Source organism: Roseateles amylovorans, assembly GCF_025398155.2.
Lineage (GTDB): Bacteria > Pseudomonadota > Gammaproteobacteria > Burkholderiales > Burkholderiaceae_C > Roseateles > Roseateles amylovorans.
Genome location: NZ_CP104562.2, coordinates 3,720,033 through 3,745,598, shown reverse-complemented (window position 1 = coordinate 3,745,598; position 25,566 = coordinate 3,720,033). Strand labels below are relative to the sequence as shown.

Genomic DNA, 25,566 nt, shown 5'->3' with positions numbered 1-25,566 from the left:
GTGTGGGCGGTTCAGGAATTGACCACGACCAGTTTGCCCACCACCTGGCGGGAGCTCATCCGCGCAAACGCCTTTGGCAGGTCCTGCATCGGCAGCACCTGATCGATGACCGGCTTGATCTTGCCAGCGGCATACCACTGGGCCAACGCGCCCATCATCGCGGCATTGCGCTGCGGTTCCCGCTTGGCGAATTCCCCCCAGAACACCCCCACCAGCGAGGCCCCCTTGAGCAGCGTCAGGTTCAGCGGCAGCGACGGAATTCCGCCCTGCGCGAAGCCGACGACCAGGTAGCGTCCGCGCCAGGCGATGGAGCGGAAAGCGGCTTCCGCCATGTCGCCGCCAACAGGGTCAAGGATCACGTCCGGACCTTTGCCCTCGGTCAGGGTCTTGAGCGCATCGCGCAGCGGCGTGGTGGTGTAGTTGATGGTGGCGTCGGCGCCCAGGGCCAGGCATTTCTCGCATTTCTCGTCGGTGGAGGCGGCTGCGATCACCCGTGCGCCAGCCGCCTTGGCGACCTGGATTGCCGCCGTGCCGACGCCGCCTGCCGCACCCAGCACCAGCACCGTCTCGCCCGCCTGCAGGGCCGCTCGATCGATCAGTGCGTGATGACTGGTCGCATAGGTGCAGATGAAGGCCGAGGCGTCCTCGAACGGAAATCCCGCCGGCAGCGGCAGGGCCAGTGCGGCCGGCACCAAGGCGTGGGTGGCAAACCCCCCGGTGCCGGTAAAGGCCGCCACTGAATCGCCCACCTTGAAGCCCGTCACCCCGTCGCCGACCGCCTCGACGATGCCGGCGAACTCGGTGCCCGGCACGAAGGGCAGCGGCGGCTTCATCTGGTATTTGTTCTGGATGATCAGCAGGTCCGGGAAATTGAGGCTGGCCGCCTGGATGGCCACCCGCAACTGACCGGGGCCGGGTGTGGGTGTCGGCAGTTCCTTCCATTGCAACGCATCGACCCCTGTGGGGTTCTCGCACAGCCAGGCGTTCATGGGGAGTCTCCTTGATGGAAGGGTCGGTAGGGATCCGGACCGTTGGCGGCGTGCCCCGGCGCTGAAGCAGCGTCGGGACCCGATGCGGTCGGGCGGATGATAGGCAGACGGGGAGAGACCCTGCGTCGCTGAGGTGACGTGCTGCCTACAATGCCCTCATGCGCATACTCATCGCCAATGACGACGGCTATCTGGCCCCCGGCCTGCATGCCCTGGTGGCCGCCTGCGAAGGGCTCGGCCAGATCGAAGTGATCGCGCCCGAGCAGAACGCCAGCGGCACGTCCAACTCCCTCACCCTGAGCCGACCGCTGTCGGTCTACACCGCCGCCAACGGCTTCAGGTATGTGAACGGCACGCCGTCGGACTGCGTCCATCTGGCGCTGACCGGCCTGTTGGATTACCGGCCCGATCTGGTGCTGTCCGGCATCAACAACGGCGCCAACATGGGCGACGACACGCTCTACTCCGGCACCGTGGCCGCCGCCACCGAGGGCTATCTGTTCGGCATCCCGTCGATCGCCTTCTCGCAAGTGGAAAAGGGCTGGTCCCATCTGGAGGCGGCGGCCGCGATGGCGCGTCAGTTGGTGCAGCAGGTGATTGCCGGCGGACTGGATCAATCCTTCCTGCTGAGCGTCAACATTCCGAACCGCTCGGATGCTGCCTCGCTGCCTCGGCGCGTGACCCGGCTGGGTCGACGGCATGCCAGCGAAGCCACCATCCAGCAGCGCAGCCCGCGCGGCGACATGATCTACTGGATCGGACCTGCCGGGGATGCGCGCGAAGCCGGCGAGGGCACGGACTTCCACGCCACGTCCAACGGCATGGTGTCGATCACGCCGTTGCAGGTCGACCTGACCGAGCATGCGTCACTCGGCAACTGGCGCCAACGTCTCCAGCTCGACGCCGGCACATGAGCGACCTGCCGCCGCGCGGCAAGCGCTTCCCGCTCTCGTTGGACCAGCTCGGCGCGCCAAAGGCCGCCGGGGCCAGCGATGCGCGCGAGCCGCTCAAGCCTCAGCGGCATTGGCAGCAGGCCGCGGCCATCAAGGCGCGCCAGGTGCCGCCCAGCGGGCTCGGTCTGGACTCGGTGGGCGTGCGTCAGCGCATGGTGCAGCGGTTGCGCCGCGACGGTCTGAGTGACGAGCGGGTGCTGCAGGCGCTGGCCACCGTGCCTCGGCATGCCTTCGTGGACACGGCGCTGGCCACCCAGGCCTATGAGGACACCAGCCTGCCGATCGGCCACGGGCAGACGATCTCCAAACCGTCGGTGGTAGGACGGATGATGGCGCTGATGCTGGCCGCACCGGGGGCGCAGCAGCGCGGCGATCTGGGCAAGGTGCTGGAGATCGGCACCGGCTGCGGCTACCAGGCGGCGCTGCTGATGCAGGTGGCGCGGCAGGTGGTGTCGATCGAACGCCTGCGCCCGTTGCACGACAAGGCCCGCACCCATCTCGCCGGTCATCCGCAGATCCGGCTGGTGTATGGCGACGGCATGCTCGGCCATCCCGCAGCGGCGCCCTACGACAGCATCATCGCCGCCGCCGGTGGCGATGACATTCCACCCGCCTGGCTCGATCAGCTCGCCCCAGGCGGCCGGTTGGTCGCACCGATGACGGCCCCGAGCGGGCGCGGTCAGGTGCTGGTGTTGATCGATCATGTTTGCGACGCACAAGGCTCGCGTTTTGTGCGCAGCCTGCATGAAGCGGTCCTCTTCGTGCCCCTAAAATCGGGCGTCATGTAGCGCCAGCTCGGGACAACCGAGGCGCACATGGCTCCGCAACGACAAACACGAACGCATGCAACAACTTCTTCGTCTTCCGCTGCTTTGGTCTTCCGTGCTGGCAATGGCCCTGGTGGGTTGCGCCGGTCCGGCGCATCGCGCACCGGTCGAGGAACGCAGCGTCGGCGGCCGGCCGGCCCCCGTCGTTTCGACGACCCCGCCGCCCAGCCCCGCCGCTGAGCTGCCCAAGCCGCTGCCCGGCGCGGAGAATGCGGGCAAGCCCGGCTACTACAGCGTCAAGCCAGGAGACACGCTCATCCGCATCGCCCTGGACAACGGCCAGAGCTGGCGGGATGTCGCCCGTTGGAACGGGATGGACAATCCCAACCTCATCGAAGTGGGTCAGGTGTTGCGGGTGGTGCCGCCCGGTGTGGATCCCACCGCGGTCACCACACGTCCGCTGACCTCGACCAAGGTCGAAGCCCGTCCGCTGGATGGCAAGGCCCCCATCGCCTCGGGCACGCCCGCCAGCGGCGCTTCCGCGCCCGCGGTGACGGCGGCCCCGGCCAGCACCCCGGCGCCGGCCACGGTGCCGGCCCTGCCGCGTGACGACGACGACATCACCTGGGGCTGGCCCGCGTCCGGTTCGGTGATTGCGGGCTTCGACGAAGTCCGTAACAAAGGCCTGGCGTTCTCGGGCAAGCCCGGTGATCCGGTGTTTGCTGCGGCCGATGGCCGCGTGATGTACGCGGGTGCGGGCTTGCGCGGATACGGCAACATGATCATCATCAAGCACAGCACGAACTATCTGACGGCTTACGCGCATAACCAGACCCTCCTGGTGAAGGAGGACCAAGTGGTGCGCAAGGGCCAGAAGATTGCTGAGATGGGTTCTACCGACGCGGATCAGACCAAACTGCACTTTGAGGTGCGGAAGCAGGGCAAGCCGATCGACCCTGCGAAACTGCTGCCCGCGCGTTAGTAGGCGCTGAAGGAGGCGCCGCGACATGAACCAACGCGCCGCCTCGATGAACGGGCACGACCTGCCCGATGGCCGGGACCCCGGCCCCGGTCGTTTTGTCATCCCACCGGGCCTGGCGGCGCGTTCGCTGTCGGGTGAGCCCGCGCCGGCAGAGACCGAACTGGATGCCGAGGCGGTCACCGGGTCCGATGTCGACGACGAGGCCCAGGCGCTGCGCAGCAACGGCGCGAAACGTGACACGGCCGCCGGCAATGCCTTGCTGGCCCCGGCCGATGGCGATGTCGGCAATGCGCTGCAGGCCTACTTGCGCGACATCCGGCGCACCCCGCTGCTGACCCCTCAGGAAGAATTCGAGACCGCCACCCGCGCCCGGGCCGGCGACTTCGAGGCCCGCCAGGCCATGATCGAGCACAACCTCCGCCTGGTGGTGAGCATTGCCAAGAACTATCTCGGTCGCGGTCTGCCGATGAGCGACCTGATCGAAGAGGGCAACCTCGGGCTGATGCATGCCATCGGCAAATTCGAACCCGAGCGCGGCTTTCGCTTCTCGACCTACGCCAGCTGGTGGATCCGCCAGGCGGTGGAGCGGGCGCTGATGCATCAGGCGCGCCTGGTCCGGCTGCCCGTCCACATCGTCCGCGAACTCAACCAGGTCTTGAAGGCGCGTCGCGCGCTGGAGGCCCTGGCCGCCGAGCGTGGCGGCGAGGGTCAGGTCCGAGCCGAGGATGTGGCGCAGGCCCTGGGGCGGCCGGTGGAAGAGATCGCGGAGCTGCTGGCCTATTCGGAACTGCCCAGTTCGCTGGATTCACCGGTCGACCGCAATGGCGAGGGCGGTGAGTCGATGGTGGATCTGGTCGCCGACGAGCAGGCCATGGATCCCGTCGGCCAACGGCTCAGCCATGAGTTGGAGGATCTGTTGAAGAACGGCTTGGCCGCGCTCAGCGAACGCGAGCGCGAAGTACTCGCCGGGCGCTACGGCCTGGCGGACCGGGAGCCGGAAACCCTGGACGTTCTCGCCGTTCGACTTCGACTGACCCGGGAGCGCATCCGACAGATCCAGATCGAGGCCTTGGCCAAGCTCAAGCGCAACATGATGCGGCTGGGCATCGATCGCGATTCGATCTTCTGATCGCGCAGCGCCATCGCGCGGCCATCGTTTCAGCCACGGCACGAGGAATCCACGACCCGATCCCGCCGCACGCAACGGCGGGCTGTGGTGCGGGGATAATCGCCGCCCATGACTGATGTATCGGAATGGCTGAAGGTCGAATCGCTGGACCTCGAAGCGCAGGGCGTCGCCCACAACAGCGAGGGCAAGGTGGTCTTCATCGAGGGCGCATTGCCCGGTGAGGAAGTGCAGGTCAGCGTCGGCCGCAAGAAGAACAACTGGGAGCAGGCCGCCTTGGTGGCCATGCGCCGTGAGAGTTCTCAGCGGGTGCGCCCGGTGTGCCCGCATTTCGGGCTGCATGCGGGCGCTTGCGGTGGCTGCAAGATGCAGCATCTGCATCCGGCGGCGCAGGTGGCCGTGAAGCAGCGGGTGCTGGAGGACAACCTCTGGCACCTGGGCAAGGTCAAGGCAGAAAGCCTGCTCCGCCCGATCGAAGGGCCGGCCACCGGTTATCGCTACCGCGCCCGCCTGTCGGTGCGCTATGTGCCGAAGAAGGGCCATGTGCTGGTCGGCTTCCATGAGCGCAAGAGCCGCTACATCGCCGACATGGAAGTCTGCAAGGTGCTGCCGGAGCGCGTCAGCGCGATGCTGATGCCGCTGCGGGAGCTCGTCGGCTCGATGGAAGCGCGTGATCGCCTGCCGCAAATCGAACTGGCGATTGGTGACAGCGCCGGCGTGCTGGTGATTGCCCTGGTGCTGCGTCACCTGGAGCCGCTGAGCGAGGGCGACGTCGGCAAGCTGCGGGCGTTCGGCGCCCTGCATGGCGTGCAGTGGTGGCTGCAGCCCAAGGGGCCGGAAACTGTTCATCTGCTGGACAAGGACGGCCCCGAGCTGGCCTACACCTTGCCGGAGTTCGGTGTCGTCATGCCGTTCAAGCCGACGGACTTCACCCAGGTGAACCACCACATCAACACGGTGCTGGTGGGGCGAGCACTTCGTCTGCTGGGCGTGCAGCCGGGGGAGCGGGTCATTGACTGGTTCTGCGGCCTGGGCAACTTCACGCTGCCGCTGGCCACGCAGGCGAGGGAGGTGCTCGGCATCGAAGGCAGCGAAGCGCTGGTCCAGCGTTCCCGCGAGAACGCCGTGCGCAATCAGCTCGACCACAAGGCATCGTTTGTCGCCCGCAACCTGTTCGAGATGACACCTCAACTGCTGGCCGCCGATGGCGAATCTGATCGCTGGCTGGTGGATCCGCCGCGCGAAGGCGCCTTCGCGCTGGTCAAGGCGCTGGCGGATCTGGTGCAGGATCCGTCGCTGGCACCGGGTTGGACGCCGCCCCGTCGCATCGTCTATGTCTCCTGCAATCCGGCCACGCTGGCGCGCGATGCGGGGTTGCTGGTCAACGTGGCGGGCTATCGCTGCACGAATGCCGGAGCGGTCAACATGTTCCCTCACACAGCGCACGTGGAATCGATCGCCGTCTTCGAGCGCTGAGGTGAGGGGTTAGGCGCGTGCGCTTGCCCATCGCCTTCGCCCCTGATCACAGGAGGGGCCGAACAAATGCCGCAGAGGTGACTCCGCGGCATTTTTTTCGTTTGATCGGCGCACACATCCCTCATGACCTGCCTGCGTCCTTGTGCCGCGCACTGCTGCGGCGTTGTGCGCGGATCGGGGCACGGTGGGGGGGGGGGGATGGTCGGCGGACTAGGGCAAAGAAAAAAGAGCCGCGAGGTTGCCCTCGCGGCTCTTTGGTTCTGGCGGGGCCCTCGATGTCAATCGAGCGCCTGTCGCCTCGAACCGCTCAGTCGCGGTCGCCGCCGAAAATTCCCAGCAGCTGCAGCAGCGCGGTGAACACGTTGTACAGGTCCAGGTAGATGTTCAGCGTGGCGCTGATGTAGTTGGTCTCACCGCCGTCGATGATGCGCTTGACGTCCACCAGCAGGAAGGCCGAGAAGATGCCCAGCACGGCCACCAGCAGCGCCAGTTGCACGCCGGTGGACTGCAGGAAGACGTTGGCAATGCCTGCGATCATCGCGATCACCGCGCCGACGAACAGGAACTTCGACAGGCCGGACAGGTCGCGCTTGACGACGGTGGCCAGCGTGGACATGGCAAAGAAGATGGCCGCCGTGCCGCCGAAGGCGGTCATGATCAGCGTGCCGCCGTTCTTGAAGCCCAGCACCGCGGCCAGCAGCCGCGACAGCATCAGCCCCATGAAGAAGGTGAAGCCCAGCAGGGCAATGACGCCGGTGGACGAGTTCTTGGTCTTTTCGACTACGAACATCAGGCCGAACGCCCCGACGAAGAACACCACCATGCTCAGTCCGGTGCCCATGGCGGCCATGAGGCCGGTCTGGACACCGATCCAGGCGCCCAGCACCGTCGGGATCAGCGACAGGGCCAGCAGCGCGTAGGTATTGCGCAGCACGCGCTGGCGGTCAGCGGCGAAAGAGGAATTCAGGCCGCCGAAGCCGCCCGGATTGCCTTGTGGTTGCAGGCTGTGGTCGTTCATGCGCGTGCGCCTCATGAAGTGGAAGTTGATGTCATTCTAGGCGTTCGTGTTTGGCCTTCGATAAAGTGCGACTCTCACCATTGACATGAACAGGATGACCATGAAGCAGAAGCCCTATCTGAGCCTGGAGGATGTCAAGCGCATCGCCGCTGCCGCCGAGGCCGAGGCGGTCAAGCACAACTGGGCGGTGACGATCGCGATCGTCGATGACGGCGGGCATCTGCTGTGGCTGCAGCGCCTGGACAATGCCGCCGCCACGTCGGCGGTCATCGCGCCCGCAAAGGCCAAGACCGCCGCGATGGGGCGGCGCGAGTCCAAGGTCTATGAGGACATCGTCAACAACGGCCGGGCCGCGTTCCTCAGCGTGCCGCTGGAAGGCCTGCTCGAAGGCGGCGTGCCGGTGATGGTGGAAGGCTTTTGCGTCGGCGCCGTGGGCGTGAGCGGTGTGAAGTCCAGCGAGGACGCGCAGATCGCCAAGGCCGGGATCGCCGCACTGGGCTGACCGGGGCGCCATCGCCCCTTGCCCAGCCTGGCGACAGAGGGGCGGGGAGGGGCGATTGGGGCGATTGGGGCGATTGGGGGGGGCCTGCTGGTGCAGGTCGGCGCGGCGCGGGGTGTCAATCGCACACCGGTGGTGTCCTGCTGATGACAGTTTGCGCAAATGTGCTCGGTAGATACCCTGGCGGGTTATACTTTGCAGGTTTACCCGCAACCTACCGCGTCCGGCAACCTCCACCCCCAATCCCCTCGGATTCACTCTCACGAGTGCCCCGATCAGCGTCCGTCACCTCGGTCGCCTCCGTCAGTCCCGTCAGTCCCGTCAGCTCCGTCAGTTCCTTCACTCGCTCGATCCAGCCGCGCCCCCGTTGTCCAGGGTGCCGAGGCGGCAAGCAGCGAGGCGGACGACCCAGCTCACGATTCGGCCGACGGTCAGGCTGACGATCAGGCACCGGACCGCTGTCGATCAGGGCCAGGAGCAGAGCAGGGCGCGCGCACAACAACGGAGTTCCCCGTGCTGCCCGATCTGCTTTCCGCTCCTCCCGCGATCCTCGCCCTGGCAGACGGCACGGTCTTCAAGGGTTCCGCGCTCGGCGCCGCCGGCCGGACCGTCGGTGAAGTGGTGTTCAACACCTCGCTCACCGGCTACCAAGAAATCCTCACCGACCCCAGCTACTGCCGCCAGATCGTCACCCTGACGTATCCGCACATCGGCAATTACGGCGTCAATGATGAGGACGTCGAGGCTTCGAAGATCCATGCCGCTGGCCTGATCATCAAGGAGGCGCCGGTTCTGGACTCCAACTTCCGCAAGAACCGCTCGCTCCGCCAATACCTGCGCGACGAAGGCACCGTCGCCATCGCCGACATCGACACCCGCCGCCTGACCCGCGTGCTGCGTGAAAAGGGCGCCCAGAACGGCTGCATCCTGGCCCTGGAGGCCGGTCAGCAGATCACCCAGGCCCACATCGACGAGGCGATCGCCCAGGCCAAGGGGGCGCCCAGCATGGCCGGTCTGGACCTGGCCAAGGTGGTCAGCCGCACCGAGCGTGAAGTCTGGACCGAAACCGAGTGGACCCTCGGCCAAGGCTACGGCCAGCAGACCGCGCCACGTTTCCATGTGGTCGCCTTCGACTTCGGCGTGAAGAGCAACATCCTGCGCATGCTGGCCTCGCGCGGCTGCAAGGTCACCATCGTGCCGGCACAGACGCCGGCCTCCGAGGTCTTCGACCTCGAACCGGACGGTGTCTTCCTGTCCAACGGTCCCGGAGATCCGGAGCCCTGCGACTACGCCATCAAGGCCACTGCGCAACTGATCGAAGCCGGCATCCCCACCTTCGGCATCTGCCTGGGTCACCAGATCATGGCGCTGGCTTCGGGCGCCAAGACCTTCAAGATGAAGTTCGGCCATCACGGCGCCAACCATCCGGTCAAGGATCTGGACAACAACCGGGTGAGCATCACCAGCCAGAACCACGGTTTCGCGGTGGATCCCGACAGCCTGCCGGCCAACCTGCGTGCGACGCATGTGAGCCTGTTCGACGGCACGCTGCAGGGCCTGGCCCGCACCGACAAGCCGGCCTTCTGCTTCCAGGGTCACCCCGAAGCCAGTCCCGGCCCGCACGATATTTCGTACTTGTTCGACCGCTTCATCGGTCTGATGTCCAAGGCCTGATGAAGAGAGAGACCCGTTATGGCAAAGCGTTCTGACATCCAAAGCATCCTGATCATCGGCGCCGGCCCGATCATCATCGGCCAGGCCTGCGAGTTCGACTACTCCGGCGCCCAGGCCTGCAAGGCGCTGCGCGAGGAGGGCTACAAGGTCATCCTCGTCAACAGCAATCCGGCCACCATCATGACGGACCCGGACACCGCGGACGTCACCTACATCGAGCCCATCACCTGGCAGGTGGTCGAGAAGATCATCGCCAAGGAGCGCCCCGATGCGATCCTGCCCACCATGGGCGGCCAGACCGCGCTGAACTGCGCGCTCGACCTGCACAAGCACGGTGTGCTGGACAAGTACAAGGTCGAGATGATCGGCGCCAATGAGAAGGCGATCGAAAAGGCCGAGGACCGTCTGAAGTTCAAGGACGCGATGACCAAGATCGGCCTGGGTTCGGCCAAGTCGGGCATCGCGCATTCGCTGGAAGAGGCCTGGAGCGTGCAAAAGCGCATTCAGGCCGACATCGGCGGTGACGGCTTCCCGATGGTCATCCGCCCCAGTTTCACCCTGGGCGGCACCGGCGGCGGCATTGCCTACAACCCGGAGGAGTTCGAGGAAATCTGCAAGCGCGGCCTCGACCTGTCCCCGACCAATGAGCTGCTGATCGAAGAGTCGCTGATCGGCTGGAAAGAGTATGAGATGGAAGTGGTCCGCGACAAGGCGGACAACTGCATCATCGTGTGCTCGATCGAGAACCTGGATCCGATGGGCATCCACACCGGTGACTCGATCACCGTGGCCCCGGCCCAGACGCTGACCGACAAGGAATACCAGCTGCTGCGCAATGCGTCGATCGCCATCTTGCGCGAGATCGGCGTCGACACCGGCGGCTCCAACGTGCAGTTCTCGATCAATCCGGTCGACGGCCGCATGGTGGTCATCGAGATGAACCCGCGGGTGTCGCGTTCGTCGGCGCTGGCGTCCAAGGCGACCGGTTTCCCGATCGCCAAGATCGCGGCCAAGCTCGCAGTGGGCTACACGCTGGATGAGCTGCGCAACGACATCACCGGCGGCATCACGCCGGCGTCGTTCGAGCCGAGCATCGACTACGTCGTGACCAAGATTCCGCGCTTCGCCTTCGAGAAGTTCCCGATGGCCGATTCGCGTCTGACCACGCAGATGAAGTCGGTCGGTGAAGTGATGGCCATGGGCCGCAACTTCCAGGAATCCTTCCAGAAGGCCCTGCGCGGCCTGGAAACCGGCATCGACGGCCTGAGCGAGCGCAGCAGCGACCGCGAGGAAATCATCCAGGAAATGGGTGAACCCGGTCCGGAGCGCATCCTGTTCCTGGGCGACGCCTTCCGCATCGGCATGACGCTGGAAGAAGTCTTCGAAGAGACCAAGGTCGACCCGTGGTTCCTGGCCCAGATCGAGCAACTGGTGAAGATCGAGCTCAGCCTGAAGGGTCGCACCCTGGCCGGCCTGAGCACCGATGAGCTGCGCCTGCTGAAGAAGAAGGGCTTCTCCGACAAGCGTCTGGCCAAGCTGCTGGGCACCAACCAGCATGAGGTCCGCAAGACCCGCCACGCGCTGAATGTGCGTCCGGTCTACAAGCGCGTGGACACCTGCGCCGCCGAGTTCGCGACCCAGACCGCCTACATGTACTCGACCTACGACGAGGAGTGCGAGTCCAACCCGACGGACAAGAAGAAGATCATGGTGCTGGGCGGCGGTCCGAACCGGATCGGCCAGGGCATCGAGTTCGATTACTGCTGCGTCCATGCCGCGCTCGCCATGCGTGAAGACGGCTACGAGACCATCATGGTCAACTGCAATCCCGAGACCGTCTCGACCGACTACGACACCTCCGACCGCCTCTACTTCGAGCCGGTGACGCTGGAAGATGTGCTCGAGATCGTGGCCAAGGAAAAGCCGGTCGGCGTGATCGTGCAGTACGGCGGCCAGACCCCGCTGAAGCTGGCGCTGGACCTGGAAGCCAACGGCGTGCCGATCATCGGCACGACCCCGGACTCCATCGACATCGCCGAGGACCGCGAGCGCTTCCAGAAGCTGCTGCATGAGCTGGGCCTGAAGCAGCCGCCCAACCGCACCGCGCGCAATGAAGACCAAGCCGTGGCGCTGGCCAACGAGATCGGTTACCCGCTGGTGGTGCGCCCGAGCTATGTGCTGGGCGGCCGCGCGATGGAAATCGTGCACGGCGACAAGGACCTCGAGCGCTACATGCGCGAGGCGGTGCGGGTCTCCGAGAAGTCGCCGGTGTTGCTGGATCGCTTCCTGGAGGATGCGGTCGAGGTGGATGTCGACTGCATCTGCGATGGCGCCGACACCATGATCGGCGGCATCATGGAGCACATCGAGGCGGCCGGTATCCATTCCGGTGACTCGGCCTGCTCGCTGCCGCCGTACACCCTGTCGCAGGAGCTGCAGGAAGAGCTGCGCCGCCAGACGGCGGCCATGGCCAAGGCACTGAAGGTCATCGGACTGATGAATGTGCAGTTCGCGATCCAGGGCGACGTCACCAAGGGCCTGGCCGAAAACACCGTCTATGTGCTGGAAGTGAACCCACGGGCCTCGCGCACTGTGCCGTTCGTGTCCAAGGCGACCAGCCAGCCGTTGGCCAAGATTGCCGCGCGCTGCATGGCGGGCGTCAAGCTGAAGGACCAGAAGGCTGCCCATGGCCGTCCTCCGGTGGAGATCCAGCCGCCGTATTTCAGCGTCAAGGAAGCCGTGTTCCCGTTCAACAAGTTCCCTGGCGTGGATCCCATCCTCAGCCCGGAAATGCGTTCGACCGGCGAGGTCATGGGGGCGGGGCGCACGTTCGGCGAGGCGATGCTCAAGAGCCAGCTGGGTGCGGGATCGCGCCTGCCGCGCCAAGGCAATGTGCTGATCACGGTGAAGAACGGCGACAAGGTCCGTGCGGTGCAACTCGCCCGCGATCTGACCGAGCTGGGCTTTGGCGTGGTGGCGACCAAGGGCACCGCCGCGGCCATCAGCGAAGCCGGCGTGCCGGTGCGCGTGGTCAACAAGGTCAAGGATGGTCGCCCGCACATCGTCGACATGATCAAGGGCGGCGACATCCAACTGGTGTTCACCACTGTGGATGAGACCCGCACCGCGATCGCCGACAGCCGCCACATTCGCCAGGCCGCCTTGGCCAACCGTGTGACTTACTACACCACCCTGGCGGGCTGTGAAGCCGCTGTGGAAGGGATGAAGCACAAGGACGGCCTGCTGGTGCAATCGCTGCAGGAACTGCACGCAGAACTGCATTAAACTGGTTCATCCATTCCGCCGCCGCTGCTCAGCGACCCTGAGCGGCAGCGGCGGTTTGTTTTGTTTTTCAAGGTTCTAGAGACATGGCCACGATCCCATTGACCAAGCGCGGTTCTGAAATGCTCAAGGAAGAACTGCATCGACTCAAGACGGTCGAGCGGCATGCGGTGATCAATGCGATCTCCGAAGCGCGCGCGCAGGGCGATCTGTCCGAGAACGCCGAGTACGAGGCGGCCAAGGACAAGCAGGGCTTCATCGAAGGCCGCATCCTCGAAATCGAGGGCAAGCTGGCGGCCGCGCAGGTCATTGACCCCGCGACGGTGGATGCGGGCGGCAAGGTGGTGTTTGGCACGACGGTGGACCTGGAAGAGGAAGCGTCCGGCAACGAGGTCACTTACCAGATCGTCGGTGACGACGAGGCTGACCTGAAGCAGGGCCTGATCTCCATCAGCTCGCCCATCGCGCGCGCGTTGATCGGCAAGGAAGCCGGCGACGTCGCCGAAGTGCAGGCCCCCGGTGGCATCAAGCGCTACGAGATCGTCGACGTCCGGTATGTCTGACGACCACCCCCTACCGGCTTGCGCCGGCCCCCTCAAGGGGGCGAGCCTGACGGTCCGGCGGAGCCGGTCCCGTGGGCTCCGCTGGGTTGGGGTTGAAGGCCTGCGCTGACGGGGCGCGTGCGGCCATGACCGGGGGCCCCTTACCGGCTGCGCCGGCCCCCTCATGGGGGCGAGCCTGACGGTCCGGCGGAGCCGGTCCCGTGGGCTCCGTTGGGTTGGGGCTGAAGGCCTGCTCTGACGGGCGCGTGCGGCCATGACCCGGGGGCCCGCTACCGGGGCTGCCCCGGCCCCCTCATGGAGGCGAGCCTGACGGTCCGGCAGAGCCGGTCCCGTGGGCTCCGCTGGGTTGGGCTGAAGGCCTGCTCTGACGGGGTGCGTCCGGACACTACCGGGGGCGACCCATCCCCTACCGGCTGCGCCGAAGGAGCTGAGAAATGTTGATTCGAATCCGCGCGTTGCTCGCCGCGCTGTGGGCCGGTGAGCTGATGGCGGTGGCGCTGCTTGCAGCACCCAACGCGTTCGCGACGCTGGAGCGCGCGATGGCCGGCAAGTATGTGGCGCGGCTGTTCGAGATGGATGCACGCGTGGCGTTGGCCGCCGGCCTGGTGCTGGCGATGATGTCACGCCGCCTGCAGCGCGACGGCGTCGTGCAGGGCTCCGTGATGAGCGGGGACCTGATCCTGCCGCTGCTGGCCATCGGCCTCACCGTGTTCGGCTACTACGGACTGCAGCCCATGATGGAAGCCGCTCGGAATGGGCAGGGCAGTTGGACCTTCCTCCAACTTCACGCCGTGTCACTCGTTTGCTTCGGCCTGCGGGCGCTCGCCGTCCTTGCATTGGCTTGGCGCGTGTTGCCTCGGGGCGCAGCCGCACAATGATCAACGCATGCCGGTTCTGATGCCGGGATCGGTTGGACGCCTGACCCGCGTCGGCACCGAACTACGATTCGCAGCATCCGAAGCTGAATGCAAAAGACGGCCCGTGGGCCGTCTTGCTGTTGGCGCCGAGGAGTACTGATCTGAGGGGATCAGGCTCCTTCGGCGGGGTTGGGCGCTGGATAGCGATGTCGAATGCGGGGCTGAATGCGGCCCCGAAAGGGACAGCTTACTGGGCGCCCTTTTTGACGCTGGTCTGCCGGGGCTTCTTGGCGCGCTTGACTTCGCCGCCCTGGGTCACGCGCTGGTTGCCCAGCACCTGGACCTTCTTGATCTGAGGGCGGTTGTTGCCACTCTTGGAGAACTTCACGATCTTGACGACCTTCGGTCCCGGGCGGGTGTCTTCCTTGACGGCCTTTTCCTTCTCCGGCATCGGGCGCCACAGCACCAGCAATTTGCCGATGTGCTGGATGGGCGCCGCATCGAGCTCCTCGGTCAGGGTGGCCAGGATCTGCTCGCGACCGTCTCGGTCGTCGGACATCACCCGGACCTTGATCAGTCCGTGGGCCTTCAAGGCGGCGTCCACTTCCTTGGTCACCGCAGCGGTCAGTCCATCCGCGCCTATCATCACCACAGGATCCAGGTGGTGGGCGTCAGAGCGTTTTTCCTTGCGCTGGGCAGGGGTCAATTGAATAGCAGGCATCTGCTTATTATCCGTGCAATGAAAGTCGATACCAAAAGCAAAAAGGTGAACAAGGCGTGGCTGAATCAGCACGTCAACGATCCCTACGTCAAATTGGCCCAAAAAGAAGGCTATCGCTCCCGTGCCGCCTTCAAGCTCAAGGAGATCGACGAGGAATTCCAACTGATCCGCCCCGGACAGGTGGTGGTGGACCTGGGCGCCTCACCCGGCGCCTGGAGCCAGTACCTCCGCCGGCGCTTCGCCCCGAAGGAGGCCGGCGTCGGCGGCGCCGCGGTAGGCGCCCTCAACGGCCGCATCATCGCCCTCGACCTGCTGGAGTTCGAGCCGATCGAGGGTGTGGAATTCATCCAGGGCGATTTCCGCGAGGACGAGGTGCTGGCCCAACTGGAAGCGGCCCTCGGTGGGGCCCAGGTGGACCTTGTGGTGTCGGACATGGCCCCCAACCTGTCAGGCATCGGCAGCACCGACGCCGCTCGCATCGCCCATCTGATCGAGTTGGCTCTGGATTTTTCGGCGCGTCACCTCAAACCCGATGGCGCGTTGGTGGCCAAGGTGTTCCACGGTGCCGGCTATGACGAACTGGTTCAGGCGTTTCGCGATCAATTCCGCAAAGTGAAAGTGGCTAAACCGAAGGCGTCCCGTGATCGGTCGTCTGAGAATTTCCTGGTCGGCGTGGGATTGAAGGTGCGCTGACCGGGGATTGACCTCTCAGCAGGTGCCCGCTCCCCGTCCAGGGCATTGGCGGCGGGGAGGGGCGGCAGCAAGGCTTGCTGATGAGGCAAAGGTTGAAGTTTTCCAGTCTTTTCAGGCTGGCAGCCAGGGCGTGAGCCCGACATCGATCAGAAATTTGCTGAAATTTCCGGCCTCAACGTCCCGGGTGGAGGAGGATGACGCTGGAAATGGACAGTGATTGAGTTGAAAAACCCGCCGGCTGGTCCGCTGGCTCCGCGGGATGACGGCGCGAAAGTGCGCTGCGAGTGGGGTCGAAACTGGGTGGCCAAAGGGATGGCAGGCTGTGCGGGATGACCCGCAAAGCCCCTGTTGATCGGGTAATTCGGCGATCAATGAGGAAAGTTGCTCTTGCTTTGGCGGCTCGGACAGGCGCGGCCATGGCAATATCTATCGACGCGCGTGGGATTGCCAATCATGGTCAGGCACTTGACTGCCATAGAATCAACCCCATGTGCCGTGAATGACCGGCGCCGCCGTTGTGAGGCGGCGCAGCGGTGACGGAATGACAAAGGAGTCGCGGTGAACAATCAGTGGTTCTCTAAGGTGGCTGTGTGGATGGTGATCGCCCTCGTGCTGTTCACCGTCTTCAAGCAGTTTGATCGCAGCGCAACGCAGGGGAATCCGATCGCCTACTCCGACTTCCTCGATGAAGTCCGCGCGAAACGGATCAAACAAGTCACGCTGCAAGAAGGCGGTACCGGCACCGAGATCGTCGCCCTGACGAACGACGGCACCAAGCTGCGCAGCACCGCGACCTATCTGGATCGCGGCCTGGTCGGTGATCTGATCAACAACGGCGTCAAGTTCGACGTCAAGCCCCGGGAAGAGCCCTCGGTCCTGATGAGCATCCTGCTCAGTTGGGGTCCGATGCTGCTGCTGATCGGCGTGTGGGTGTACTTCATGCGTCAGATGCAGGGCGGCGGCAAGGGCGGCGCCTTCAGCTTCGGCAAGTCCAAGGCACGCATGCTGGACGAAGCCAACAACACCACAACCTTCGCTGACGTCGCCGGTTGCGACGAAGCCAAGGAGGAGGTCAAGGAGCTGGTCGACTTCCTGAAAGACCCCCAGAAGTTCCAGAAGCTGGGCGGGCGCATCCCGCGTGGTGTGCTGCTGGTCGGCCCCCCGGGAACCGGCAAGACCTTGCTGGCCAAGGCCATTGCCGGTGAGGCCAAGGTCCCGTTCTTCACCATCTCCGGTTCTGACTTTGTTGAAATGTTCGTCGGCGTGGGCGCGGCCCGCGTGCGCGACATGTTCGAGCAGGCCAAGAAGAGCGCCCCCTGCATCATCTTCGTCGACGAAATCGACGCCGTCGGTCGCCACCGTGGTGCCGGCCTGGGCGGCGGTAACGACGAGCGCGAGCAGACCCTCAACCAGATGCTGGTCGAGATGGATGGCTTCGACACCAACCTCGGCGTGATCGTCATGGCGGCGACCAACCGTCCCGACATCCTGGATCCCGCCCTGCTGCGTCCGGGCCGCTTCGACCGCCAGGTCTATGTGACGCTGCCGGATGTGCGCGGCCGCGAGCAGATCCTGAACGTCCACATGCGCAAGGTGCCGGTCGGTCAGGACATCCGTGCCGACATCCTGGCCCGTGGCACGCCCGGTTTCTCCGGTGCCGATCTGGCCAACCTGGTCAACGAAGCCGCCCTGTTTGCTGCGCGCCGCAACGGCCGCGTGGTGGACATGCAGGACTTCGAGAAGGCCAAGGACAAGATCATGATGGGCCCCGAGCGCAAGTCCATGGTCATGCCAGAGGAAGAGCGCAAGAACACCGCCTATCACGAGGCCGGTCACGCCCTGGTGGCGCGTCTGCTGCCCAAGACCGATCCGGTCCACAAGGTGACGGTGATCCCGCGTGGTCGCGCCCTGGGCGTGACGATGCAACTGCCCGAAGGCGACCGCTACAGCATGGACAAGGAGCGCATGCTCTCGACCATCTCGGTGCTGTTCGGCGGACGCATCGCTGAAGAAGTCTTCATGAACCAGATGACCACCGGCGCGAGCAACGACTTCGAGCGCGCCACGGCCATCGCCCGCGACATGGTCACCCGTTACGGCATGACCGATGAGCTGGGCCCCATGGTCTATGCGGACAACGAAGGCGAGGTCTTCCTGGGCCGTTCGGTCACCAAGACGACCAACATGTCCGAAGAGACGATGCGCAAGGTGGATCAGGAGATCCGCAAGATCATCGACGAGCAGTACTCGACCGCGCGCAAGCTGATCGAGGACCACAAGGACAAGATGCACGCCATGGCCACGGCGCTCCTGGAATGGGAAACCATCGACGCGGAGCAGATCGAGGACATCATGGAAGGTCGTCCGCCCCGTCCTCCCAAGGACTGGACGCCGCCGAGCAACAAGACCGACAGCGGTGGCACGCCTGCGGTCAGCACCGGCAGCGCGCCTGCAGCGGCCTGATCCGCTGATGACACGGCCGGCAGCGCGGGTGCTTTGGGCACCAGTTCCGCCAGCACGGATCGGGGCCTGACGGCGGGCGAGACTGCGGCACGCCGCATCCACCGCCTCTGCCTAGTCGATCGCCTCAAGAGAAAGGCCGGTTCCTGCGAACCGGCCTTTCTTCATTTTCGACCTATGCTCTCGGTCGTTTCCCGTTTCCCGTTTCCCGTTTCCCGTTTCCTGGCCATCGGCTCAAGTTCTATCGATCTCGAACTCGCCGACGCGTCATCAGGAGTAGGGTGCGGGTCGTTGGGGATGCGTCGCTGCCGGCGGCCGCCACTGCAGACGTCTGCCCACCCGTTCTTCCGTTCTTCCGTTCTTCCGCCTTCCATCCATGAGTGCTTCGCAGATCTGGACCACCACCCGCTTCGACCTCGACCTGGCCGAGCGTCCGTTGGTCATGGGCATCGTCAATGTCACCCCTGATTCGTTCTCGGACGGCGGGCAGCACAACGATGCGGTCCGGGCGATCAACTTCTGCGAGCGCTTGCTGGGCGAGGGGGTGGACATCCTCGATCTGGGCGGTGAGTCGACCCGTCCCGGAGCGCCCAAGGTCACGGCCGAGGAGGAATGGAAGCGGCTGGAGCCGGTGGTTCGCGCGGCCTTGAGTCTGGGCATACCGGTCTCGGTGGACACCTGCAAGGCCGAGGTGATGCGTCGGGCGCTCGATTTGGGCGTGGACATCATCAATGACGTGCAGGCCCTGCGTGACGCCGGTGCGGAGGCGCTGGTGGCCGCGCATGGATCGGTCGGTCTTTGCCTGATGCACATGCGTGGCGATCCCGCCAGCATGCAGCAGCAGACCCAGTACACCGATGTGGTGGACGAGGTGCGCGACTTCCTTCAGGCGCGCCTGAATCGCATGCTGTCGCTGGGTGTGGCTCGGCAGCGGATCACGCTGGATCCGGGTTACGGCTTTGCGAAGACGGTCGAGCAGAACACCGAGCTGCAGCGGCGTCAGCATGAGCTGCTGGCACTGGGCTGTCCGCTGCTGGTGGGCTGGTCGCGCAAATCGACGCTCGGTGCCTTGACCGGACGCGCGGTCGATGAGCGCTTGCCGGCGAGTCTGTCGGCGGCGCTGGCGTCGGTGGCGCGGGGCGCGCGGGTGGTGCGGGTGCATGATGTGGCAGCCACGGTGGATGCGCTGAAGGTCTGGCAGGCCTTCGGAGGTCCCTTGAACACCGGCGCTTAGCCCGCGGAACCGTTCGCTGCATGGGCGACAATCCGTGAATCAGAGAATTCAGGAGGTCGCACCTTATGAGCCGGAAGTATTTCGGTACCGATGGGATCCGTGGCACGGTGGGTCAAACCCCCATCACCCCCGATTTCATGCTTCGCCTGGGTCATGCGGTGGGTCGCGTCCTCAAACGCAGCTATGCCAAACCCAGCGTCCTGATTGGCAAGGACACCCGCATCTCCGGCTATATGCTGGAGTCCGCCCTCGAGGCCGGCTTCGCGTCGGCCGGCGTGAATGTGCTGCTGACCGGACCGTTGCCCACGCCGGGCGTCGCCTACCTCACGCGGGCACTGCGCCAGCACCTGGGCGTGGTGATTTCGGCCTCTCACAATCCGTTCGCCGACAACGGCATCAAGTTCTTCTCGTCCAAGGGCGAAAAGCTGCCGGACGCCTGGGAGCTGGATGTGGAAGCGGTGCTCGAAGAGCCGCCCGTCTGGGTCGATTCCGCGAGCCTGGGCCGCGCCCGCCGGCTGGATGATGCGCAAGGCCGCTACATCGAGTTCTGCAAGGCCTGCTTCAGCGGGGACCTCAGCCTGCGCGGCATGAAGCTGGTGGTGGACGCTGCCAACGGGGCGGCCTATCAGGTCGCGCCGGCGGTGTTCCATGAGCTCGGTGCGGAGGTCATCTCCATCGGCTGCAAGCCGGATGGCTTCAACATCAACGACAAGGTCGGCGCCACCGCACCGGCGGCGCTGGTCGACGCCGTGCGAACCCACGGCGCGCATTACGGCATTGCCCTGGACGGCGATGCCGACCGGCTGCAGATGGTCGATGCCGACGGCCGCCTCTACAACGGCGACGAGCTGCTTTATGTCATGGTGGCCGATCGGCTGGCCCGCGGTGAGCGGGTGCCCGGTGCGGTCGGCACGCTGATGACCAACATGGCGGTCGAACTGGCCCTGCGCCAGCGGGATGTGGAATTCGTCCGCGCCAAGGTCGGCGACCGCTATGTCCTCGAAGAGCTGGCTGCCCGCGGCTGGCAACTGGGCGGCGAAGGCTCCGGCCATCTGCTGGCGCTGGACAAGCACACCACCGGTGACGGCATCGTCAGCAGCCTGATGGTGCTGGAGGCGGTGAGCCGCAGCGGTCGACCCCTGGTGGATCTGCTCGACGGTGTGTCGCTGTTCCCGCAGACGCTGATCAATGTGCGACTGCAGCCCGACCAGCAGGACTGGAAAAGCAATGCCGCCCTGGCGCGCACCGAGGCGGAAGTCACCGCCGAGCTGGGCGACCGCGGCCGTGTGCTGATCCGCAAATCCGGCACCGAGCCGCTGCTGCGGGTGATGGTCGAAGCCAGCGAGAAGGACCTCGCACAGCGCTGCGCCGAGCGGCTGGCCGAGGCGATTCGCGGCTGACCGTCGGAGCCCGGCCATCGGTTCGGGGCTGCGCAGACGAAAAAAAGCCGAGGCGTGAGCCTCGGCTGAAGTTGCATTGGTTCTGGCAGCGTCGAGGCGCTTACTTCTTCGGGGGCATCAGGACGCGGTCGATCACATGGGCCACGCCATTGGTGGCAGCCAGGTCGGCCTTCTGGACCATCGCGTCCTCCACAGTCAGGAAGCTGCCGGCACGGGCGACGGCCAGCGATGCGCCTTGCATTGACTTCAGGCTGCCGGCCTTGGCATCGGCCGAGGCGACCTTGCTGCCCACGACGTGATAGGTCAGGACCGACTTCAGCAGCGCCGGATCCGCCGCCAGGGCTTCCATTTGCTTGGCGGGCACCGCCTTGAAGGCCTCATCGCTGGGGGCGAAAACGGTGATCGGGCCGGCGGCGCGCAGTTGCTCGCGCAAGCCAGCCTGGTCGACCAGGCGGTTGAAGGTGCTCAGTTCCGGCTCGCGCTTCAGGCTGTCAGCCAGCGGGGCAGGGGCCGGCGCGGTGGCGCAGGCCGTCAGGGCCACCAACGCCGCAGCGCTCATCAGTCCCCCCATCGCACGCAGGGTCGTGCGCACAGTCAGCTTCGATGCAGTCATCATCAGTTCTCCTCAGGCTCCGTTGACGGGCCTCTCGCCCGACGGCCGCGAGCGTAGAGACCGAACATGACAACGGGGTGAATCCAATATGACAACTCGTCGCCAGTCCGGCTCTTCCGGGCGATTCCCCTCTGAGGGCGGGTGCCGCGCACCCCGGCGACGGTCTGTCACCAACGTCATGGTTGTGTCACATTCGGGTCATAGCATCTGGTTCCGTTCGCTTACCAACCCTCGCGATAGGACTGAATGACCATGAATCAATTCCGTGCTGGCTTGTTGTTCGCCGCTTGCGCCACCCTGTTTTCCGTGGCCCACGCCCAAGAGGTGACCGGTGCCGGCGCCTCGTTCCCCGCGCCGATCTACACCAAGTGGGCGGATGCCTACAACAAGGCCACCGGCGTTCGGATCAACTACCAGTCCATCGGTTCCGGTGCCGGCCTGAAGCAGATCCAGGCCAAGACGGTCGATTTCGGTGCCTCTGACGCGCCCCTGAAGGACGACCAACTGGCCAAGGACGGCCTGGTGCAGTTCCCGACGGTCATCGGCGGCGTGGTGCCGGTGGTCAACATCAAGGGCGTGGCCCCCGGCCAGATCAAGCTGACCGGCCAGGTGCTGGGCGACATCTACCTGGGCAAGGTCACCAAGTGGAACGATGTGGCGATCACCGGCCTGAACCCGGGCGTGTCGCTGCCGGATGCCACCATCGCCGTGGTCCGTCGCGCCGACGGCTCGGGCACCAGCTTCCTGTTCACCAACTACCTGTCGAAGGTGAACGCCGAGTGGAAGTCCAAGGTCGGTGAAGGCACGGCCGTGAACTGGCCCACCGGCGCGGGCGGCAAGGGCAACGAGGGCGTGTCGTCCTACGTGACCCGTCTGCCGAACTCGATTGGCTATGTCGAATACGCCTACGCCAAGCAGAACAAGATGACCCATGTGCAGATGAAGAACGCCTCCGGCGCCTTCGTCGCGCCCAGCGATGACGCCTTCAAGGCCGCCGCCGCCGGTGCCAAGTGGAACGAAAGCTTCTACCAGGTGCTGACCGAGCAGCCGGGTGCTGCCAGCTGGCCCATCACCGGTGCCACGTTCATCCTGCTGCACAAGCAACAGGACAAGCCGGCCGTGGCTGCCGCGTCGCTGAAGTTCTTCGACTGGGCCTTTGCCCAAGGCGACAAGATGGCCGACGATCTGGACTACGTGGCCCTGCCGGCCGCGGTGAAGGAACTGATCCGCAAGCAGTGGGCGGACAACGTCAAGGACAGCTCGGGCAAGGCGATCAGCTACAAGTGAGCCTGACCGAGTGACGACAGCCCGGTGATCCTGGTCCAGGGACACCGGGCTTTCGCACAAGACGGATCGGCCGCTGCGGCGCAGTCCTTGCCGGATGGCGCCCCGCGGATCGATCCCGGCGGACCGATCGAGGCGGCCGCCTGATGCGCGCGAGAAAATCAGAAGCAACCAAGAGCGGAGGCCCTGTGGCCGCAATACTTCCAGCCAATCCCCTTGACCATCAGCGTGCGGACGAGCACGCCCGCCAGCAGGGAAAGCCGCCCGAGCGCCGCCGCGTCGCGCCCTGGGCCGACACCGTGTTCGCCGTGCTGGCGCACAGCGCCGCCTGGCTGACCCTGGCCGTGCTGGCCGGCATCATCCTGTCGCTGGTCATCGGCGCGTCCCCGGCCATCAAGCAGTTCGGCCTGGGTTTCCTGACCAGCACCGACTGGGATCCGGTTCAGGAGAAGTTCGGCGGCCTGGTGATGATCTACGGCACGCTGGTGACCTCGTTCATTGCGCTGCTGATCGCTGTCCCCGTGAGCTTCGGCATTGCCCTGTTCCTGACTGAGCTGGCGCCCAACTGGCTGCGCCGCCCGCTGGGCATCGCGATCGAGCTGCTCGCTGCCGTGCCGTCGATCGTCTACGGCATGTGGGGCCTGTTTGTCTTCGGCCCGCTGCTGGCCACCTATGTGCAGCAGCCGCTGCAGTCGCTGCTGGGCGGCGTGCCTTACCTGGGCACGCTGGTCTCCGGCCCGCCGGTGGGGCTGGGCATTCTGTCGGCCGGCATCATCCTGGCCATCATGATCATTCCGTTCATCGCCTCGGTGATGCGCGATGTGTTCACCGTCACGCCGGCGATGCTCAAGGAATCCGCCTACGGACTGGGTTCCACCACCTGGGAGGTGGTCTGGAAGGTGGTGCTGCCCTACACCAAGACCGGTGTGATCGGCGGCATCATGCTCGGACTGGGCCGTGCCCTGGGCGAGACCATGGCGGTCACCTTCGTGATCGGCAACATGAACCAGCTGAACTCGCTGTCGGTGTTCGAGGCGGCCAACACCATCACGTCGGTGCTGGCCAATGAATTCGGCGAATCCGGCCCGGGCAGTCTGCACCAGGCCTCGCTGCTGTACCTGGCGCTGGTGCTGTTCTTCATCACCTTCGTGGTGCTGGCCTTCTCCAAGGTCCTGTTGAACAAGCTCAAGAAGAACGAAGGAGCTCGCACATGAGCGCGACCACCGCCGCCCGTCGGGCGATGTACCAGAAGCGACGTCGCGTCAACATCGTGGCGCTGACACTGTCGATGGCCGCCATGTCGCTGGGCCTGATCTGGCTGATCTGGATCCTGTTCGAAACCATCACCCAAGGCATCGGTGGCCTGACCTGGGCCACCTTCAGCCAGATGACGCCGCCGCCGAACTCGGAAGAGGGCGGTCTGGCCAACGCGATCTTCGGCTCCGCGCTGATGGTCTGCCTGGCCACGCTGATCGGCACGCCCATCGGCGTGATGGCCGGGGTCTACCTGGCGGAGTACGGCCAGAAGACCTGGCTGGGCAACAGCGTGCGCTTCATCAACGACATCCTGCTGTCCGCGCCGTCGATCGTGATCGGCCTGTTTGTCTACACCATGATCGTGCTGCGCTTCCGCGGCTTCTCGGGCTGGGCCGGCATCTGCGCGCTGGCGCTGATCGTCATCCCGGTGGTGATTCGCACCACCGAGAACATGCTCAACCTGGTGCCCAACGCCCTGCGCGAGGCCGCCTATGCACTGGGCACGCCCAAGTGGAAGCTGATCCTGACGGTGACGCTCAAGGCCGCCCGCGCCGGCGTGCTGACCGGTGTGCTGCTGGCACTGGCCCGTGTCTCGGGTGAAACCGCGCCGTTGCTGCTGACCGCCTTCAACAACCGGTTTTGGTCCACCGACCTCTCCGGTCCCATGGCCAACCTGCCGAAGGTGATCTTCGACTTCGCCATGAGCCCCTACGGCAACTGGCAAAAGCTCGCCTGGGCGGGTGTGTTCATCATCACCATCGGGGTGCTGGTGCTCAACATCGCGGCCCGCGTGCTGTTCAAGAACAAGCATTGAGGCGGTGGGCTCACCCGCCACGCCTCATCGTCCACCAGAATCAAGACATCCAGGAGGTCCGACCATGGACGCCAAAGTCGATATGCCAGTGACCGAGCGCGCAAAGCTTTCGGTGCGCAACCTGAATTTCTATTACGGCAGCTTCCACGCGCTGAAGAGCATCAACCTCGACATCCCCGAGCACAAGGTCACCGCCTTCATCGGCCCGTCGGGCTGCGGCAAGTCCACGCTGCTGCGCACGCTCAACCGCATGTTCGAGCTCTATCCCGAGCAACGCGCCGAAGGCCAGATCCTGCTGGACGGCGAGGACATCCTCACCAGCAAGGAAGATGTGTCGCTGGTGCGTGCCAAGGTCGGCATGGTCTTCCAGAAGCCGACGCCGTTCCCGATGTCCATTTACGACAACATCGCCTTCGGCGTGCGTCTGTTCGAGACCCTGTCCCGCGCCGAGATGGATGAGCGGGTGGAGTGGGCCCTGAAGAAGGCCGCGCTGTGGAACGAGGTCAAGGACAAGCTCAACCAGAGCGGCTCCGGCCTCTCCGGCGGCCAGCAGCAGCGTCTGTGCATTGCGCGCGGCATTGCGATCAAGCCGGAAGTCCTGCTACTGGACGAACCCTGCTCGGCGCTGGACCCGATCTCCACCGGCAAGATCGAAGAGCTGATCCATGAGCTCAAGCACGACTACACCGTGGCCATCGTCACCCACAACATGCAGCAGGCGGCCCGTTGCTCGGACTACACCGCTTACATGTATCTGGGCGATCTGATTGAATTCGGACCGACCGCCGAGCTGTTCATGAAGCCTAAGCGCAAGGACACCGAGGACTACATCACCGGACGGTTCGGCTGAACGCCTGACCGGGACGGGCGCCGCCGCCCGTCCGATGCCGGACCAGACCCGAGG

22 protein-coding genes are annotated in these 25,566 nt (G+C 65.3%); 18 read left to right on the top strand and 4 right to left on the bottom strand.

Going from position 1 to position 25,566, the window contains the following annotated elements; all coding sequences use genetic code 11:
- Positions 1 to 11 precede the first annotated feature (11 nt).
- Positions 12 to 989, bottom strand: coding sequence for an NADPH:quinone oxidoreductase family protein (locus tag N4261_RS15465; RefSeq protein WP_261756187.1), 978 nt, complete (start codon positions 987 to 989; stop codon positions 12 to 14).
- Positions 990 to 1,147: 158 nt separating this feature from the next.
- Here N4261_RS15465 and surE point away from each other — a divergent pair, with 158 nt between their 5' ends.
- The 5 genes from surE (at position 1,148) to rlmD (ending at position 6,293) form a co-directional block, all read left to right on the top strand.
- A complete protein-coding gene (gene surE, locus N4261_RS15460; protein WP_261756186.1) occupies positions 1,148 to 1,903 on the top strand; it encodes a 5'/3'-nucleotidase SurE in 756 nt (251 codons plus the stop codon).
- A complete protein-coding gene (locus tag N4261_RS15455; RefSeq protein WP_261756185.1) occupies positions 1,900 to 2,730 on the top strand; it encodes a protein-L-isoaspartate(D-aspartate) O-methyltransferase in 831 nt (276 codons plus the stop codon). Before surE ends, N4261_RS15455 begins: the two co-directional genes overlap by 4 nt.
- Positions 2,731 to 2,785: 55 nt before the next feature.
- On the top strand, positions 2,786 to 3,691 hold the full coding sequence (locus tag N4261_RS15450) for a peptidoglycan DD-metalloendopeptidase family protein (protein ID WP_261756184.1): 906 nt from the start codon (positions 2,786 to 2,788) through the stop codon (positions 3,689 to 3,691).
- Positions 3,692 to 3,716: 25 nt separating this feature from the next.
- Positions 3,717 to 4,820, top strand: a complete 1,104-nt coding sequence (rpoS, locus tag N4261_RS15445) for an RNA polymerase sigma factor RpoS (RefSeq protein ID WP_261756183.1) — start codon at positions 3,717 to 3,719, stop codon at positions 4,818 to 4,820.
- Positions 4,821 to 4,928: 108 nt separating this feature from the next.
- On the top strand, positions 4,929 to 6,293 hold the full coding sequence (gene rlmD / locus N4261_RS15440; RefSeq protein ID WP_261756182.1) for a 23S rRNA (uracil(1939)-C(5))-methyltransferase RlmD: 1,365 nt from the start codon (positions 4,929 to 4,931) through the stop codon (positions 6,291 to 6,293).
- Between the two features lie 307 nt (positions 6,294 to 6,600).
- Here rlmD and N4261_RS15435 read toward each other — a convergent pair whose 3' ends face one another.
- A complete protein-coding gene (locus N4261_RS15435; protein WP_261756181.1) occupies positions 6,601 to 7,311 on the bottom strand; it encodes a Bax inhibitor-1/YccA family protein in 711 nt (236 codons plus the stop codon).
- 100 nt (positions 7,312 to 7,411) lie between these two features.
- Between N4261_RS15435 and N4261_RS15430 the strand changes: the two genes are divergently transcribed.
- The 5 genes from N4261_RS15430 (at position 7,412) to N4261_RS15410 (ending at position 14,207) form a co-directional block, all read left to right on the top strand.
- The gene (locus N4261_RS15430; protein WP_261756180.1) at positions 7,412 to 7,813 is read left to right on the top strand and encodes a GlcG/HbpS family heme-binding protein; all 402 of its coding nucleotides are present in this window, start codon (positions 7,412 to 7,414) and stop codon (positions 7,811 to 7,813) included.
- A 510-nt stretch (positions 7,814 to 8,323) separates the two neighbouring features.
- The gene (gene carA / locus N4261_RS15425) at positions 8,324 to 9,484 is read left to right on the top strand and encodes a glutamine-hydrolyzing carbamoyl-phosphate synthase small subunit (protein WP_261756179.1); all 1,161 of its coding nucleotides are present in this window, start codon (positions 8,324 to 8,326) and stop codon (positions 9,482 to 9,484) included.
- A gap of 18 nt (positions 9,485 to 9,502) precedes the next feature.
- Positions 9,503 to 12,769 (top strand): carbamoyl-phosphate synthase large subunit, encoded by a 3,267-nt coding sequence (gene carB, locus N4261_RS15420; RefSeq protein ID WP_261756178.1) that lies wholly within the window; start codon positions 9,503 to 9,505, stop codon positions 12,767 to 12,769.
- 83 nt (positions 12,770 to 12,852) lie between these two features.
- Positions 12,853 to 13,329: a transcription elongation factor GreA gene (greA, locus tag N4261_RS15415; protein ID WP_261756177.1), complete on the top strand. Its 477-nt coding sequence runs from the start codon at positions 12,853 to 12,855 to the stop codon at positions 13,327 to 13,329.
- A gap of 434 nt (positions 13,330 to 13,763) precedes the next feature.
- Entirely contained in the window at positions 13,764 to 14,207 is a 444-nt protein-coding gene (locus tag N4261_RS15410; RefSeq protein ID WP_261756176.1) for a DUF4149 domain-containing protein, read from the top strand.
- Positions 14,208 to 14,433: 226 nt separating this feature from the next.
- Here N4261_RS15410 and yhbY read toward each other — a convergent pair whose 3' ends face one another.
- Entirely contained in the window at positions 14,434 to 14,907 is a 474-nt protein-coding gene (gene yhbY / locus N4261_RS15405) for a ribosome assembly RNA-binding protein YhbY (protein WP_261756175.1), read from the bottom strand.
- An 18-nt stretch (positions 14,908 to 14,925) separates the two neighbouring features.
- Here yhbY and N4261_RS15400 point away from each other — a divergent pair, with 18 nt between their 5' ends.
- The 4 genes from N4261_RS15400 (at position 14,926) to glmM (ending at position 20,694) form a co-directional block, all read left to right on the top strand.
- Positions 14,926 to 15,600: an RlmE family RNA methyltransferase gene (locus N4261_RS15400; RefSeq protein WP_261760721.1), complete on the top strand. Its 675-nt coding sequence runs from the start codon at positions 14,926 to 14,928 to the stop codon at positions 15,598 to 15,600.
- A 558-nt stretch (positions 15,601 to 16,158) separates the two neighbouring features.
- A complete protein-coding gene (gene ftsH / locus N4261_RS15395) occupies positions 16,159 to 18,063 on the top strand; it encodes an ATP-dependent zinc metalloprotease FtsH (RefSeq protein ID WP_290428823.1) in 1,905 nt (634 codons plus the stop codon).
- Positions 18,064 to 18,436: 373 nt separating this feature from the next.
- Positions 18,437 to 19,294: a dihydropteroate synthase gene (gene folP / locus N4261_RS15390; protein WP_261756174.1), complete on the top strand. Its 858-nt coding sequence runs from the start codon at positions 18,437 to 18,439 to the stop codon at positions 19,292 to 19,294.
- Positions 19,295 to 19,359: 65 nt separating this feature from the next.
- Positions 19,360 to 20,694 carry a phosphoglucosamine mutase gene (gene glmM / locus N4261_RS15385; RefSeq protein ID WP_261756173.1) on the top strand — a complete coding sequence of 445 codons (1,335 nt, stop codon included), beginning with the start codon at positions 19,360 to 19,362 and terminating at the stop codon, positions 20,692 to 20,694.
- A 100-nt stretch (positions 20,695 to 20,794) separates the two neighbouring features.
- On the opposite strand, the gene N4261_RS15380 is transcribed toward glmM, so the two are convergent.
- Positions 20,795 to 21,307: a fasciclin domain-containing protein gene (locus tag N4261_RS15380; protein ID WP_261756172.1), complete on the bottom strand. Its 513-nt coding sequence runs from the start codon at positions 21,305 to 21,307 to the stop codon at positions 20,795 to 20,797.
- A 252-nt stretch (positions 21,308 to 21,559) separates the two neighbouring features.
- Between N4261_RS15380 and pstS the strand changes: the two genes are divergently transcribed.
- From pstS to pstB, 4 genes are all read left to right on the top strand, one after another.
- Positions 21,560 to 22,594 carry a phosphate ABC transporter substrate-binding protein PstS gene (gene pstS / locus N4261_RS15375; protein ID WP_435531931.1) on the top strand — a complete coding sequence of 345 codons (1,035 nt, stop codon included), beginning with the start codon at positions 21,560 to 21,562 and terminating at the stop codon, positions 22,592 to 22,594.
- Positions 22,595 to 22,737: 143 nt separating this feature from the next.
- Positions 22,738 to 23,805 (top strand): phosphate ABC transporter permease subunit PstC, encoded by a 1,068-nt coding sequence (gene pstC / locus N4261_RS15370; RefSeq protein WP_435531930.1) that lies wholly within the window; start codon positions 22,738 to 22,740, stop codon positions 23,803 to 23,805.
- Positions 23,802 to 24,662, top strand: a complete 861-nt coding sequence (gene pstA, locus N4261_RS15365) for a phosphate ABC transporter permease PstA (protein ID WP_261756170.1) — start codon at positions 23,802 to 23,804, stop codon at positions 24,660 to 24,662. Before pstC ends, pstA begins: the two co-directional genes overlap by 4 nt.
- Before the next feature lie 64 nt (positions 24,663 to 24,726).
- On the top strand, positions 24,727 to 25,512 hold the full coding sequence (pstB, locus tag N4261_RS15360) for a phosphate ABC transporter ATP-binding protein PstB (RefSeq protein WP_261756169.1): 786 nt from the start codon (positions 24,727 to 24,729) through the stop codon (positions 25,510 to 25,512).
- Positions 25,513 to 25,566: the final 54 nt, after the last annotated feature.